Genomic DNA, 15,008 nt, shown 5'->3' on the forward strand with positions numbered 1-15,008 from the left:
GATGATCATAATTTACTAATCATGTGGGGGGTCGGCTATATGTTATCAGGTCTTGCATCCGGGCATTATTATCTATTTATTTTAAATATTCTATAATAATATATGCTATTGTGGCTTCTTCTATATATTGAAGCTGCTGTAGTTCGAGAAAGTTCAGGTGCACGAATCCTGTTCGGACTCAACCTCAGGCTGTCAATGCAATGGTATGTACAGTTGTTCGGTTCACTTGCCTCAGATGTTATTGTACTCTTCATCTTGACAAGCTGAGGCTTCATCTCTACTTTCCGTTAATCATCAGTATTTAATTCTCTTGAAAGTTAAGGAGCGTTTATGAGACCTGTACTAAGGCTGCTGAGTGATGAACTTATTGAGAGAATAATCTCAGAAGCGCGGGACATCCTGTGCGATCTGGGTGTAGAGATTCATAATGACGGTGTTCTTTCGATGCTCTCTGATCATGGCGCTACAGTAGGCATGAGGGAAAATCATGTGTTTCTCACTCCTGACATCATAGATAAAGCCCTTGAGACAGCGCCGGATTCGGTTGAACTATACGATGTCATGGGCAGGCAAACACACGATCTGAGGGATCATAATGTTTACTTCACACCTGGTTCAGCTGCGATTAATATCCTTGATCCTTCAAGCGGTGAGATCAGGAAACCGTCAACCGCCGATTATGTAGATTACGCGAAGTTGATGAGTGGACTGGATAATATCGCCTCTCAGAGTACAGCGTTCATTCCAGCGGATGTTCACGAGAGGATATCGGACAGCTACAGGCTTTTCCTGAGCCTTCTGTACTGCGAAAAACCTGTGGTAACGGGCGCTTTTACAATTGACGCATTTAACGTGATGAAAGATTTGCAGCTTGCCATCCGCGGATCGAGAGATGCGCTGAAGAAAAGACCACTTACGATATTCTCATGCTGCCCGACCGCTCCTTTGAAATGGAGCGACGTCACTTCTCAGAACCTGGTCGATTGCGCGAACCACTTCATACCTGTTGAATACATTTCGATGCCGCTTTCGGGTTTCATGGCTCCAGTGACACTGGTTGGATCCATTGTTCAGCATGCTGCCGAGACATTAAGCGGTGTTGTCCTGAGCCAACTTACACAACCGGGAACTCCGATCATTTACGGCGGTTCACCCGCCGCGTTTGATGTGAGGTACGAGACCACGCCTATGGGAGCTGTTGAAACGCAGATGATAGACTGCGCAAATAACGAGATCGGTAAGTATTTGAATCTTCCCACCCAGGCTTACATTGCCCTGAGCGACGCGAAGCAGCTGGATGCTCAGGCGGGTCTTGAAACCTCGATGGGGGCGACCCTTGCTGCTCTGTCCGGCATAAACAGCATATCCGGGCCCGGAATGCTTGATTTTGAAAGCTGCCAGAGCCTTGAAAAACTGGTTGTTGATAACGAGATCTGCGGGATGACACTCAGGCTGACCAGGGGAATAGAACCGAAGGAAGATTTTCCCTCCATACCGATCTTCGAGGAACTTCTGCGGGACAAGCATCTTCTGATTGCCAACCATACAAGAAAGTACCTCCATGATGAGCATTATTTCCCGGGGGCTGTAATTGACCGTGCGAACAGTTCAAGGTGGATGGAAGAGGGGAGCCTTAGCATCGGCGATAGGGCGAAAATGGAGATCGAAAGACTGCTGAAAGCATGGAAGCCCACAGAGCTGCCTGATGATGTTCTTGCGGAAATGACCGGACTAATGAAAAAGGAAGCCGCAAAGTACGGCATGGATTCACTTCCACATGAGGATTTATGAGATCGATTATTGATTTTACTCTGGAGGATATAAGACTTTCGCGAGATGAAATACTCCGCAGCCAGGGCATTCCCGATGGAACTGAGGTCAGCGAGAACTTCGAGAAGATCTACGTAGAAGCAATTAAAACATTTCAAGAACTCGCAGAACCCAGGGGCATAATGGCCGGGATCGAAGTGTCCGATTTCGAGGAAGTATTCCGCGGAGAAGGGTTGAACGAGCAGGAGAATCCGGTAAAGGATATTTACAGGAAAAGCAGTTACCTTGCTCTATTCGCTGTTACACTCGGGCCTGTTCTCAGTGAGAAAGTGACAGAACTCTTCGACAAAGGAGATTATGCTGCCGGCTATATGCTTGATTCGGTCTCGTCATACGCTGCAGACTCACTCGCGAATACTATCGCGAATCTTCTTCAAACGGAACTTGCCGGGAAGGAGTCATCATCAGATCCGCTGCGGGTCTTGAACTACAGCCCGGGATATTGTGGATGGCATATAAGCGGACAAAAAAAACTGTTTGAAGTTCTTAATCCGGAAGAGATAGGTATAACATTGAACGAGAGTTATCTTATGAGTCCGATAAAGACCGTGTCCGGAGTGCTTATTGCCGGACCCGGAGAAACTCATGAATTTACGAATTCATATCCGTTCTGTGATACATGCAGAACAAAATCATGTATCGAGAGAATGCGAAATGTTGTTATTGATGCACAGGAGGATAATTATGGAACTTCTTAATCAGATATCTTTCAATCTGCAGGGTGGTTTTGATGAGATTGTTGTCAAACTCACAAAAGACGCTGTTGAGAAACAGATACCGCCAAGTGAAATACTGGATAATGGCCTAATTGCCGGAATGAATATCGTTGGCGAGAAATTCAAGAACCATGAAATTTTCCTTCCCGATGTCCTTCTTGCCGCAAGAGCGATGAACGGGGCAATGGAGGTACTGAAGCCGCTTCTTATCAAGGATGGAATTCCAATAAAGGGAAAAGTAGTGATAGGTTCCGTAAAGGATGATCTGCACGATATCGGAAAGAATCTGGTGGGAATTCTTCTCAAGGGTGCCGGATTTGAAGTCATTGACCTTGGAAACGATGTTCCGGCTGAGAAATTCATCAGAGTTGCCAGAGAAGAAAATGCTCATGTAATCGGAATGTCCGCTCTTCTTACTACAACGATGCAAACAATGAAGAAAGTCGTTGACCTGGCAAAAGCTGAGGGGCTGTACGGTAAAATCAAGATCATGGTGGGAGGGGCACCTGTTTCGAAGGAATACGCTCTTGAAATAGGCGCAGACGCATACAGTTACGACGGTGCAAACGCGGTTGAAACCGTTGAATCGTTTTTCCGGTAAAACAGTTGATGAAAAGACTGCTTGAGCGCCTGAACAATGGCGAAATACTGGTTGCGGACGGAGCCATGGGAACCATGCTGTTCGAAAGGGGGCTCAAAAGTGGTGAGTGCCCCGAAAGAATGAATCTCACAAGGATCGATATACTTGAGGATATAGCCATACTTTACCTCAAAGCCGGAGCCGATATAATTCAGACGAATACGTTCGGAGGATCACCCCTGAAACTAGCCTCTTATTCTCTCGAGGATAAAGCTCCTCTGATTAATAGAAATGCTGTTTCCGTCGTTAAGAAGGTTGTTGAAGGAAAGGCGTATGTGTCTGCATCCTGCGGCCCCTGCGGAAAGATCCTTAAACCCTACGGGGATACCGATCCTGAAGTGATTTTCGATAGTTTTGAAATTCAGATGCAGGCTTTCGCTGAAGCTGGATGTGATGTAATTTGTATCGAAACGATGATGGATCTAAGAGAAGCGCTTCTTGCTCTGAAAGCCGCTAAAACGAAGGCACCGGGAATCCCCGTTATGGCGACCATGACTTACGACTCCACCCCAAGAGGATTCTTCACTATTATGGGTGATACGATCGAAAAGGCTGTGAAAATTCTTGAGGAGGCCGGTGCTGATGTAATCGGTTCCAACTGCGGAAACGGAATCGAGAACATGATAAGGATAGCCAGGGAATACAGAAAGCACACCACTCTTCCCATCATTATCCAGTCAAATGCCGGTCTTCCTTTGATTGAGAACGGGGAGCTTGTTTATCCGGAAACACCTGAATTCATGGCGGAGAAGTCTAAGGAACTGGTTGATGCCGGTGTGTCAATAATCGGGGGCTGCTGCGGAACGACTCCGGAGCATATCAGGGCAATCAGGAATTCAATATGAATATCAGGCATAATTGCCTTATATAATATCATCACCAAAGAACAATAGAGGAAATCAAATGTCATCAGATTTAGGTTTTGTTGAATTCGTCGTCGATCAAATTGAAAATGCCGGTGAAATTACATACAAGAAAATGTTTGGTGAATATGCACTTTATAGCGATGGTAAAATAATGGCACTCGTATGCGATGACCAATTATTTATTAAACCAACCGAAGCCGGAAGACTTTTTATCAAAGATGTAATTGAAGCACCTCCCTACCCGGGAGCAAGGTTATATTTTCTAATAGATGATAAACTTGAAGATAGGGATTGGATTAGCAACTTAGTAAGAGTGACAGTTAAAGAGCTTCCAGAACCAAAATCAAAAAAGAAGAAAAGAAAACACACATAATCAATCGTTACAAACGGACGGCCTTATCAAGCGCCGCTGATTGTAACGTTGTCTAATAGTAGATCGGAATTGTGATAGACAGGGTGAAAGGTACTGAATTGGAAACGGATGAGTAAAACGGACAAGCAGGCAGAATCACAGCGCTATATCAGATTACTGCGATACACTGTTTATTTTTTCATCATTTCAGGTTTAGTAGCAGGATTTTTAATGGGCGTTGTAAGGAAAAACGCAAGCCCGGAAGTTAAAGCAATAATTGAGTGGATCTTTATCATCTTTGAGAATGGGATTCGATCGATAACCACGATTATTGGATTTTATTTAACTGTCAAATATGTTAAAATTTCAAAAGGTAAGATATCCAAATTCAGGCTGATCAGTTTTGCCAGTTTCTCCATATCGTTTTTATTTTTGTATCTGATCCTGCCATTCATACTGCGATTTACAGAATTCTATGTTGCTTTGATGCCGTTTCCCTGGGCATCTTTGCCATTTCAAGCACCGGTAACAGGCGCTCACCTGACCGTCTCCCTGACAAAAATCCTGGACTGGAACGGAGTTGTTATTACGCTCTGGGTATTTTACATATACCAGTTAATTGTACTCGTCGGGACAGTATTCTTAGGAAGGCGCTGGCATTGCAGTATGCTGTGCACATTTGTCGGAGCTCATGCAGAGGCTTTTGGCGAAGCATTGCCCTTAATCCCTCATAATAAACAACGTCCTCGATCAAAGGTGGTTCATCCGAGGATGCGGACAATCCTTTTTGTGTTTCAAATTTTCATGATTGTCATTTGCCTGGCCCTGATGGTTGCCTGGGGAATATTCTTCTTCACCGGGACTGAGATCGTTCCCGTGAGGGTATTAATAAATATCGAAAGGATTAAGTATCTGGTCTTTGAGTTGTATCTGATGATATTTTTCATGCTGTTTATAGGAGCAAGATCCTATTGCTATTATTGCCCGGCCGGTACTCTGCTTGGGGTTATTGGGAGAATCGCGGGACAGCAGATCACCACCGGACTTACGAAATGCAACGGTTGTGGATTGTGCAATGACGTTTGCAAGATGTCTATTGACATTATGAGCAGGGCAAAGGCCGGTAAGCCGGTAAAATCCATAAACTGTGTGGGGTGTGGTGTCTGTGTTGAAACATGCCCTACAGGTAACCTTCAGTTTACTACGAACTTCTTAAAAAGATATCGAAGCAGAAAAGCACGCTCTTTACTCAAAATAGATTAGTTTCACTCCAATATTGTCAGGAGATTCTGGTTACATGGGTGCAAGCCGGTTACTGCATTGGATCCTCTGAATGCAGCCATTCAAGGGCGGCCTCAAGCACCTCATCCAGGCCGGCCTGCATACCCTCGATGGTTGGTCTCACTTCAACGTCAGGAATAATCCCAACCCTCTGAGTCTCGCTTCCATCGGGGTTGTAGACTCCGAGTCCTGTGAAGACTGTGTTCACGCCACCAGGCAGAGAAACGTGCGTAATATTGCCGTCCGCACCTGCGGAGGGGCTGCCGAACACCCGTGCCCGGGGCGCAAGCCTCCAGGCCATGGCGTGAAACTCCGCACTGCTGATGGATCCCTCATCAATTAGAACTGCCACTTTACCTTCGTATACTAAAGAATCACCTCCACCTGCACAAAGAGGTTCTCCCCATGTGAAAGTACCCGGATTGCTGTGATCAGGGAAGGTCATATGGGTAAACACTGTCTCCTCAGGCAGGATGAAATCAGCTACATTGTATATCACGAACCCCCCGGGGTAGTCCCGGAGGTCCAGAACCAGACCATCCGAATATCGAAGCTCCTCTTTCATCTCTTCCATGTCTTCATTTGAGAGCGTAGCGGCGTAGACATATCCCGTTCCGTCATCAAGAAGGGTATACGAGCCATTACCTGCTGCAGGCTGATTTATCATTCCCCAGTCAATTTCTTCCTTCTCCATTCTGCGCATCGTCACAACCTGCGTGTCATCGCCCCTTTGAATGGTGATAGCAACTGTGTCAGCGTTTCCCCTGAGCATTTTACGGCCGAGTATATCGTAGCGTGAACCCTCTGTTGAACAGTTTGCGTACGGGAACAGTTCTTCCGTCCTGTCGGCAGCAGGCTGGCCGTCGATAGCGACAATCACATCGCCCGGTTCAATTCCGGAACTAACAACGGACTCGTGCATGTATCCGTCAACAACCCACTGATCTTCCATATGCGCGAGAGAAAGTGGAGTGTATAAATTGCCGAAGAACTCCTTCAGGGCATCAGGTTCATTCCAGATGCTCGCATGGGAATCACCGATGGAAACGATGAGCTTCTGAAGGGCAAGCTGATAGGAAAGCGGAGTATCCGCTGCGATTAACACAGGAATGTAAGTTCGGAGTACATCATCCCAATCTTCATCGATGGCGTAAAGGTAGGGGAAGAAGTACTCTATGATCCCCCAGTACCTGTACAGAGCCAGCAGACGGAACCCCATATCAGGTATGTCCATATCCTCGTATCCACATTCGCTGAAGGTTGAATACGGTGTTCCCCTTACGTAGTAGTGGGTTTCCTGATAACGCCCCTCGTAAACACTCCACAGTGCGGTAGCAAGCGAAGGGCTGACCTCGGGACCATCTATCCAGCTCAGATCTGGGCAAAGATGTATTTCTTCCGGTTCCGGCAGATACGATTCTGCCGCAACAACTGGTTCAAGGCTGTTTACAAGATCCAGGAGCACCTGCTGTCGATCAGACTCTGTTGATGCCTCCAGCACCGAGGGCAGTATCCGTATAAGGAAATAATCCCAGTTTACATCTCCTCTGCCTATCTGGGGATGATGGTACTTCAGGAAGGTCCAGACCTTTCCCAGCAGCACCAACGATTCTATCTGAAAATCATCAACTTCTTTGAATTCAAGGCCGGACCCGGAGTCGAATTCATGATCCAGTTGCGCACCGGGCAGATCACGTTCCATCGCTTGAGAAATAGGTTCTCCGTCCAGCAGCAGTTCCGTGTCGTCTATCCATATCGTACCGGGCCCCATAAGGTAAACGCCAAGTTCCAGTGTGTCGCCAAAGATGCTGTTTTTCATCGTTATCTCAAATTGCTGCCAGTCCGTATCGGTTTGTAAATCTTCCAGATACATGTATTCACTACACGCTACATCGCCCTGAGAATCGTACAGATCAAGGGACAGACCAGCAAAAGTTTTATCCCCCATATCCCTGCTGCGCAGGTAACCGCTCAATGTTATCGATTCACCCTGGTAAGCGAAAGGAATGTACTGTGAGACATAACCGAAGTAGCTACCAGGTTCGATGTATTCGAGCCGTAAGGAGCGATTCCCGCTGAATACCACCACTGAATCGCTGTTACCGGAGTAACCCGCCCCCTCAAGGATCCAGTTCAGTGGCATCGACCCTTCATCATCCATCATCTCGAAACCCATATTGTCAGGAACTGCACCCGTCAGCGCAACAATCAATACCGGAATAAACCATACTGCAGACATGAATCCTCCATTGGAAATAAAACCATATACTTAAACAGCCTTGACTATTAAGGGATTATAATGAGAATCTATCCACACCTATAAAATTGACAGCGGTACTTTATCAGAATGTACATTTAAACTCAGCTGCATATAGCAGGAAGATAGACAGGTAGTAATTCAACTTCAAATATTCAACGCTGATGGTGCCGGTAACCTGTACAGCAATTTTCAAGCTGTTACAATCTGTTACAAACTCGTAATACCCGATTAATTCATGCAGAAAAGAATAGGTTTATGAGAAATCAGTTATTGCATGAAAACGTAATAGACGGGGGAGACTGATGTTGAAGCTAGACCGCACGGGTTTGAAGCATACTATCTTTTTTCTTTTCCCGATGCTGCTGCTGATTCAGACGGCAGTTGCTCAATCGGGAACAGGTAATATCTCAGGAACGGTGGAAGATCAATCCGGGCTTCCTGTGGAAGGCGCGGAGGTTTTCGTCTACGGCAGTGATATCAGGGATATTACCAGTGTGGATGGAAGCTATTTACTCTCAGATGTAGAATGCGGCTCTCCCCGCCACATCGTGTGTGCTGTCAGGGATGGCAGCATAACCGCGTTCGAGGGGAGAATCGATGTTCCTGCAGGTGGAACAGTCAGTACTGATCTGGTTCTTACTGATCTGGAAGAGAGCAACTCTCGCAGGTCACAATATCTTTATGTGAAGATGGGTTACATCATCGATTTTATGGTTGTGAATTCGGATACTCTTCAACCGGATGAAAACGCTGTACTGGATCCGTCTCTGTATCCGGATTCTGTTACAGTCTACCTGCTTCCGGGAGAGCATATCGATCCCGCCGATCCGCTCATAGCATCAATCGCGAACGATATTCTGATGTCCATACCCGAGCCTCTTAGAACAAATCAGACAGAGGTCGCGAGAAAGGTGTACATCTGGGTCGTAACACACATTCATTACGATCTCCAGAAAAACTATCCCGGAGATATTACATGCGGTGCCTGGCAGACCAACAACGGAGGATGGGGTCTTAACTTCAACGACTGGAGTTATGAACCTTCGGAAGTTGTTGAAGAGGAACGTGCTATCTGCGTCGAATTCGAGCGGTTGACATCCTCTCTTCTCCGGGCGCTCGATATACCGGCCCGACCATTCCCTGTGCAGCAGTGTCATCCGGTTACACAATGGTGGGTGCAGCTGTCAGACGGATCCGGATACTGGGCGAACATGGAAACATCCGGCGGCAGCACGGAATACTGGGAGAATGGCGATTCCCTTGCCTGTTTCCCTGCGAGACCAGAACACAAACTCACCTTCTGCTGGCCGAACTCCGATGCTCCCATTCATATGAACTGGGAATCAGGCTTCGATCACATCTGGAAAGAAAATACGACAATGAGATCGCTGCAGAGAAATCCCGGCAATCTTGCTCTGGCGATGATGATGCTTGATGAGTTTGAACAGTATGGAGCAATGTTTACATCCGGTCCTACTCCCGAAGAGGGAGAACCCTTTTATAAGGTCTACGCTAAAGGATTCAGTATAGACCTCGGATCAATGGAAACAGGAGAGGAAATAATCGTCTGGTTCCCTCTGTTTCCAGCTAATACGTACAGAGAAGTACTGGACACAGCCACCTGGACAAGCCATCCGGAATGGGTGACAGATCAGTGGGTAGAGACGGTATACGATCCATCCTCCGGTCGAAGCCTGGATCTTCAGTACATCAGTTTCAATCTTGAATGCCCTTCTGAGTTGCCGATAGATTTGCTGAACTGCGGTTTTGAGGAGGGAGGAGCCCTGCCATCGAATTGGACCCAGACTGCAAACCCGCCGGGAAGCGCGGTGTTTGACAAATCCGGCACATCCCACAGCGGTTCCTGGTCGGCTCATATTACGGGATTACAACCCGTTACCAATGCTGCCTTTGAGCAGTCACTCGCCGTTGAACCGGGTCAGCATGTCAGGCTGAACGGCTGGCTGAAGCGGGATCTTCTTACTGACGCTAACACTGGATATGCATGCTATGAGATTCTCTTCACGGGAAGCGGTATCCCTGGAGGGTCCCTCTTTTCTTCCCTGATAATTGTTCATCGTAATAACGAACAGGGCTGGATATGGCTGAATGGAGGGGAAACTGTTCCTGCAGGCGCGGACAGTGTTACAATACGGTGCTCTGTCCACGGTCTTGTGGAAGCATGGTTCGATGATATTCAGCTCAGTATCTGGGAGTCTAGCTCAACCGGGATGGAAACGGAGGAGTGGCTTAGCGGTTCATCTTCGGCTGTATATCCAGTTCTTCATCAGAATTATCCAAATCCTTTCAACTCAACAACCATGATTTCCTTCACAACAGTAGAGAGCATAGCCGGTACGGAGCTTGTTATCTACAACATCAGCGGGCGAATAGTGAAAACCCTTGTGAATTCAGTTCTTCCAGCAGGAGAGCACAGTGTTTCGTGGGATGGAACAGACGAAAACGGCCATCCTGTCGGCTCGGGTATTTATTTCTGTCATTTGATATCTGGAAATAATCCTTCCGAGAGCAGACGAATGGTGCTTTTAAAGTAGCTAAAAGGAGAGAACCATGTTGAAAAAAACAATATTCGTTTGGGTATTTATGACAATCATTTGTTCTACCAGTTCAGCAAACCCAAATGAACCGCCCATTAACATCATCTTCGATGTTCATAATGAGCCAATGGGCATTGGGCCGAACTATCTCCAGCGACGGGAAGAGGTTAACTGGCTGCGGGATATTGCCCTGTTTTATGGAGCGAAGTTGTCTCTTCAGTCGAACGGTGAATACATGGAATTCTGTTTGGAAAATGGTCATCAGAACGATTTTCTGCAGTATTTATCGGCTGGTTTTGATATAGGCACTCATACACATCTGGTTACTTATGAGGGTCCGCACAATTGGATAGACCATTACGGGGAACCGCTGACCTTTGATTTAGTGAACCAGATTATCGGGGACGCTGAAATGTTCGTGGACTCAGTGATTGGAGCAGAAAACAATTATAGCTTATGTACTATGACCGGCAAGGCATATATTGATACAATGATGCAGATTCACCAGTTTGATTTCGTTACAGGGCCTGGAGAAGAAGGCTATTTCTATTTTGGACATCAGGCCTGGAATCCTTTTCGCCCTGCTACATGGGAGAACTCAGGTGCATGTGAAGAAGACCTGACAACTCAGTTCATTACTATTCCTCATTTGCCGCAGATAAACGAACCGGATAATACTCATGGAATGTATCTGTTACTGCCGCAAATGAAACGCCGGTTCTTAATGATCTACATAGAATGGTTAAGTCGCGTGCGTAATAATGCGAATGACAAAATCTGGGTCTGGGGATTTAATACTCATCCCTGTATGAATTTTCAACACCGTGGTGCCATTGAAGAAATGCTGGACTGGTTGAATGAGAGTTTCATCAATCACACCATTGTTGCAGGGGATACAATCGCCGTGTATGCCTCGTCTTCGGAAATTTATCAACAGTATCTGGACTGGGAAGCGGTGAATCCCGGCGTTTCATCATTCAATTATGTAGAGGGCGATCCCTATCCTTACACTTACGAAGCTATGCCGGTTCTGTTAGACAGTGCAGGATATGATACTTTCGTATACCTGGGTGATAACCTGAATGTTCATAAAATGATTAAAAGAGAACAACCGATCTATGCTGTATGGACTAATTTCGGAACAGAAACCATAGATTTTTCTTCGCAGATATCCGGGGAATTACTGACTACCGATGGGCATGGCAATCAAACTTTTCAAAGCAGTACAAGTCTATTTGTTACTGAAGAACCTCTTTTTGTGGAATCCAGCACCACTTCGATTGAAGATACAGGTGAAATTCCTGCCTGTGTTCGATTGAATCAGAACTCTCCAAATCCATTCGGTTCTAATACCACGATCTCCTTCACAACAGTAGAGAGCATAGCCGGTACGGAGCTTGTTATCTACAACATCAGCGGGCGAATAGTGAAAACCCTTGTGAATTCAGTTCTTCCAGCAGGAGAGCACAGTGTTTCGTGGGATGGAACAGACGAAAACGGCCATCCTGTCGGCTCGGGTATTTATTTCTGTCATTTGATATCTGGAAATAATCCTTCCGAGAGCAGACGAATGGTGCTTGTGAAGTAGCGGTAAAGGAGAAAATCATGTTGATAGAAAAATCAGATATTCTGATTTTCGGGATATTCATATTTATCGGAGCAGTTCAACCGTCAACAGTTTTCGCACAAACTTTTGAGGATTCTCGCTTTGGGATCTTTGGAGCTTACGCTTTGGAATACTACTGGTTTATGGAGCAGATGGAATTTTGCGATTCAGAATATTGGAACTGGGTTGACGGACATTTCGAAAACCTGGGAACACATTGGACCCGTTCAAACACGCAACTTATCTGGGAACTAATAGAACCAGAATTGAATGGAAACTACGTCTGGAATATTCTTACTAATCCCGATAGTGTGATCACAAATATCTACAATAGCCCCGCCGGTGTTAATTGGCTTGGTTGTTTTCATGTCGGGAGGGAGGAGGACTTCAGGAATCCGTTGGATTACCCGGATAACTGGCAGAATTTTCTAATGGCTGCTGTTGATCGTTACAATGGAGATGGCATTAATGATTTAAACGAATTTGTTAATGTGAAATACTGGCAGATTGGAAATGAAATACCTGGTTTGCAAAGTGCAGGTTTGACACCGGAAGATTATGCGGGAATCGTTGCTCTGTCGGAATCAGCAATTCATTCAATTGATCCGGAAGCGAAAATCTGTCTCGTTGCCCCAACAACCGGTTTTCAGGTTGAACCCTATCTGCAACTGTCAATTCAGGAACTTGCCATCATTGGAACACCTATTGATGTGATCGATATACATCACTGGGGCAACGCAGGAAATTATAAAATGCAGGCCATCACCGAGTATCGTAGTATTTTGGACAGTAACGGTTATGAGAATGTTGAAATCTGGAGCTGTGAACATGGTACCTGGTGTTATCAGCCGGATGACCAGCCATTTCAGACAAAAGGTGAACAAGCTGAAAGTCTGGTCAAACGCTATTTATGGAATTTCGCTAACGGTCTGGAAAAACTGTTCTGGAACAATTTAATGGAATGGCACGGCTTCGCAGGAAATCCCGCTTCAGTCTTTAATTCGATGGGCTTGATCGGAGATGGTTCATTTTGTGGAGAACCGCCGGATGAATTCAATCATTTTCGAAAGAATTATTATAGCTATGGAATATTAGCAGAGAATATCGATTCAAACAAAGCGGAATTCATCGGTGAAAACGATTTTCATGATGAAGCCAACGGAAACTACGGATATGTTTACTGCGATCTGGAAACAGGAAATGATATTCAATTTGTGTGGACAGAGCTTAATTCCGCGGTCTATTCTTTCTCCATTGACTATGAATGCGAATGGACGAACTTGATTCCCTTTGATGAAAATGGCAATTTTGAAACAGTGTTTTTGCAACCGGGAACTCATTCAATTACAATCATATCAGGAGATGTTTTTTTACTTAAGAAAGAGGAGCAATCCTTCATTGAAGAAGTAACAACAGATGCTGATGCTCGACTGAATCAGAATTTTCCAAATCCGTTCAAGTCAATGACGACTATAAGCTACAGCCTTTATCGCAGCTGCAATGTGTCAGTAGCGATCTTCGACATAGCCGGTCGAAGGATATGTACTCTTGTCGATGCGACTCAGCCGGATGGAAACCAGTCGGTGGTCTGGGATGGCAGGGATAACAGAGGGTATTCGGTGAGCTCAGGGATATACTACTGCCGTCTGGATATAGGGGAAGAATCACTCACAAACACAATTCTGCTGCTCTGACCGCAGATATCGGAAGGGAACTGCTGAAGGGATAATGCATCTCACGAGCGTAATTTTTTCACGGGAGTGTTTGATCATTCGGAGGTGGAATCGGGATATCAGTTGGAAGATTTTCAGGCAAATTGTCGGGAGATTGAATTGATTCAATGTCTGTTTCCGTTTCAATGCTCTCTTCCAGCACAAACACCGAATCACCGAAAGTATAAACAAGTGTGTATGAATGAGATGCTGTTCGGTCATAAGTTATGATAGGATCATCATATCCGAGAAACTCCTCCTCTGTTGCGGGGAGTGTTCCAAACTCCGATTCGTAGCTTTTAACCATTTGTGACAAGGCGTTGAGTTGACCATTGAACTGCTGGACCACTACCTGAGAAATAACAGGTCCAGTGATTTCATCTTTACCGGAAAGCATAAACTGTACAATTAGTACGATAACAAGAACCGCTACGGTTCCTGCAAGCAGGTATTCGGTAGGGATCTTTTTCTTTTCTTTCTTTTTACTACTATGTAATTGTTCTCTCTCTTTGCTTAAAGCTTTTTCCGCTTCATCGAAAATTCGATTTTCAGCGGTATCAGAATTACTCATTGAATACCTTCCTTCACCCGTATTACACTATTTGCAGAATTGATTGATGTTTTTAAGAGCCTCATTCAAGACAACGCTTTACTCAGGTGTCCAGCCGCGTTCCCAGCTGGAAACGCCATCCCAGAAGTATCCATGTTCGGGAAAAACATAAAAACAGACTGAGTAGTAATAAGAATATGTTGTACTGCCCGAAGTATATACATATCCATATACAGTGTATCTTCCAGCTCTTCCGAAACTTGAACCGCTGGCAGACGGGCAACGCATTTCGGATGCGTTTGCTATCATGCAGTCAAGATTTTCGATTCTTCTCGGATATGCGTTTCTTTCAGCGAAGTACATGTTCATCCCTGATGCAAGATTGCGCAAGTTCGATCTGCAGGAGGATTTCTGGGAATCAGTCTTGATATCTCCGAATTTTGGAATAGCTATTGCGGATATTATTCCAATGATCACGACAACAATCATTAATTCTATCAGAGTAAACCCACGTTTCACAATTGAATACCTCCCTTGTGAAAAAGTATACCAAAATTTGTTTCCAACAGGCAATAGCATGGAGTCACTCATTAGCTGACTGATGTCAATAGGGTATACTCCACCATAGGGATATCCA

The 15,008-nt window shown here is 45.4% G+C and carries 12 protein-coding genes; 9 read left to right on the top strand and 3 right to left on the bottom strand.

The window, feature by feature from the left end:
• Positions 1-330: 330 nt before the first annotated feature.
• The 6 genes from K8S15_04055 (at position 331) to K8S15_04080 (ending at position 5,667) form a co-directional block, all read left to right on the top strand.
• Complete coding sequence (locus tag K8S15_04055) at positions 331-1,791, top strand: trimethylamine methyltransferase family protein (protein MCD4775208.1); 1,461 nt, start codon at positions 331-333, stop codon at positions 1,789-1,791.
• Positions 1,788-2,528: a hypothetical protein gene (locus tag K8S15_04060; GenBank protein MCD4775209.1), complete on the top strand. Its 741-nt coding sequence runs from the start codon at positions 1,788-1,790 to the stop codon at positions 2,526-2,528. The genes K8S15_04055 and K8S15_04060 overlap by 4 nt, the downstream gene beginning before the upstream one ends.
• Entirely contained in the window at positions 2,515-3,147 is a 633-nt protein-coding gene (locus K8S15_04065) for a corrinoid protein (protein ID MCD4775210.1), read from the top strand. Before K8S15_04060 ends, K8S15_04065 begins: the two co-directional genes overlap by 14 nt.
• A gap of 8 nt (positions 3,148-3,155) precedes the next feature.
• Positions 3,156-4,031 carry a homocysteine S-methyltransferase family protein gene (locus tag K8S15_04070; GenBank protein ID MCD4775211.1) on the top strand — a complete coding sequence of 292 codons (876 nt, stop codon included), beginning with the start codon at positions 3,156-3,158 and terminating at the stop codon, positions 4,029-4,031.
• A 58-nt stretch (positions 4,032-4,089) separates the two neighbouring features.
• The gene (locus K8S15_04075; GenBank protein ID MCD4775212.1) at positions 4,090-4,425 is read left to right on the top strand and encodes a TfoX/Sxy family protein; all 336 of its coding nucleotides are present in this window, start codon (positions 4,090-4,092) and stop codon (positions 4,423-4,425) included.
• 108 nt (positions 4,426-4,533) lie between these two features.
• Positions 4,534-5,667 (top strand): 4Fe-4S binding protein, encoded by a 1,134-nt coding sequence (locus K8S15_04080; GenBank protein MCD4775213.1) that lies wholly within the window; start codon positions 4,534-4,536, stop codon positions 5,665-5,667.
• Between the two features lie 49 nt (positions 5,668-5,716).
• On the opposite strand, the gene K8S15_04085 is transcribed toward K8S15_04080, so the two are convergent.
• The gene (locus K8S15_04085) at positions 5,717-7,924 is read right to left on the bottom strand and encodes a hypothetical protein (protein MCD4775214.1); all 2,208 of its coding nucleotides are present in this window, start codon (positions 7,922-7,924) and stop codon (positions 5,717-5,719) included.
• 323 nt (positions 7,925-8,247) lie between these two features.
• Here K8S15_04085 and K8S15_04090 point away from each other — a divergent pair, with 323 nt between their 5' ends.
• Genes K8S15_04090 through K8S15_04100 form a run of 3 tightly spaced genes read left to right on the top strand, consistent with a single transcriptional unit; the run spans position 8,248 to position 13,803 of the window.
• A complete protein-coding gene (locus tag K8S15_04090) occupies positions 8,248-10,500 on the top strand; it encodes a T9SS type A sorting domain-containing protein (GenBank protein MCD4775215.1) in 2,253 nt (750 codons plus the stop codon).
• Between the two features lie 16 nt (positions 10,501-10,516).
• Positions 10,517-12,091 carry a T9SS type A sorting domain-containing protein gene (locus K8S15_04095; protein ID MCD4775216.1) on the top strand — a complete coding sequence of 525 codons (1,575 nt, stop codon included), beginning with the start codon at positions 10,517-10,519 and terminating at the stop codon, positions 12,089-12,091.
• A gap of 17 nt (positions 12,092-12,108) precedes the next feature.
• Positions 12,109-13,803 (top strand): T9SS type A sorting domain-containing protein, encoded by a 1,695-nt coding sequence (locus K8S15_04100; protein MCD4775217.1) that lies wholly within the window; start codon positions 12,109-12,111, stop codon positions 13,801-13,803.
• Positions 13,804-13,861: 58 nt separating this feature from the next.
• Here K8S15_04100 and K8S15_04105 read toward each other — a convergent pair whose 3' ends face one another.
• Together K8S15_04105 and K8S15_04110 are read right to left on the bottom strand one after the other, a co-directional pair.
• Entirely contained in the window at positions 13,862-14,392 is a 531-nt protein-coding gene (locus K8S15_04105) for a hypothetical protein (GenBank protein MCD4775218.1), read from the bottom strand.
• Between the two features lie 78 nt (positions 14,393-14,470).
• The gene (locus tag K8S15_04110) at positions 14,471-14,950 is read right to left on the bottom strand and encodes a prepilin-type N-terminal cleavage/methylation domain-containing protein (protein ID MCD4775219.1); all 480 of its coding nucleotides are present in this window, start codon (positions 14,948-14,950) and stop codon (positions 14,471-14,473) included.
• Positions 14,951-15,008 lie beyond the last annotated feature (58 nt).

This window comes from Candidatus Aegiribacteria sp. (assembly GCA_021108005.1).
GTDB lineage: Bacteria > Fermentibacterota > Fermentibacteria > Fermentibacterales > JCC-6 > Aegiribacteria.

What these genes read in the sequence shown, in the direction of transcription:
- K8S15_04055 (MCD4775208.1), top strand. Translation starts at nt 331, where the DNA reads ATGAGACCTGTACTAAGGCTGCTGAGTGATGAACTTATTGAGAGAATA.
- K8S15_04060 (MCD4775209.1), top strand. Translation starts at nt 1,788, where the DNA reads ATGAGATCGATTATTGATTTTACTCTGGAGGATATAAGACTTTCGCGA.
- K8S15_04065 (MCD4775210.1), top strand. Translation starts at nt 2,515, where the DNA reads ATGGAACTTCTTAATCAGATATCTTTCAATCTGCAGGGTGGTTTTGAT.
- K8S15_04070 (MCD4775211.1), top strand. Translation starts at nt 3,156, where the DNA reads ATGAAAAGACTGCTTGAGCGCCTGAACAATGGCGAAATACTGGTTGCG.
- K8S15_04075 (MCD4775212.1), top strand. Translation starts at nt 4,090, where the DNA reads ATGTCATCAGATTTAGGTTTTGTTGAATTCGTCGTCGATCAAATTGAA.
- K8S15_04080 (MCD4775213.1), top strand. Translation starts at nt 4,534, where the DNA reads ATGAGTAAAACGGACAAGCAGGCAGAATCACAGCGCTATATCAGATTA.
- K8S15_04085 (MCD4775214.1), bottom strand. Translation starts at nt 7,924, where the DNA reads ATGTCTGCAGTATGGTTTATTCCGGTATTGATTGTTGCGCTGACGGGT.
- K8S15_04090 (MCD4775215.1), top strand. Translation starts at nt 8,248, where the DNA reads ATGTTGAAGCTAGACCGCACGGGTTTGAAGCATACTATCTTTTTTCTT.
- K8S15_04095 (MCD4775216.1), top strand. Translation starts at nt 10,517, where the DNA reads ATGTTGAAAAAAACAATATTCGTTTGGGTATTTATGACAATCATTTGT.
- K8S15_04100 (MCD4775217.1), top strand. Translation starts at nt 12,109, where the DNA reads ATGTTGATAGAAAAATCAGATATTCTGATTTTCGGGATATTCATATTT.
- K8S15_04105 (MCD4775218.1), bottom strand. Translation starts at nt 14,392, where the DNA reads ATGAGTAATTCTGATACCGCTGAAAATCGAATTTTCGATGAAGCGGAA.
- K8S15_04110 (MCD4775219.1), bottom strand. Translation starts at nt 14,950, where the DNA reads ATGCTATTGCCTGTTGGAAACAAATTTTGGTATACTTTTTCACAAGGG.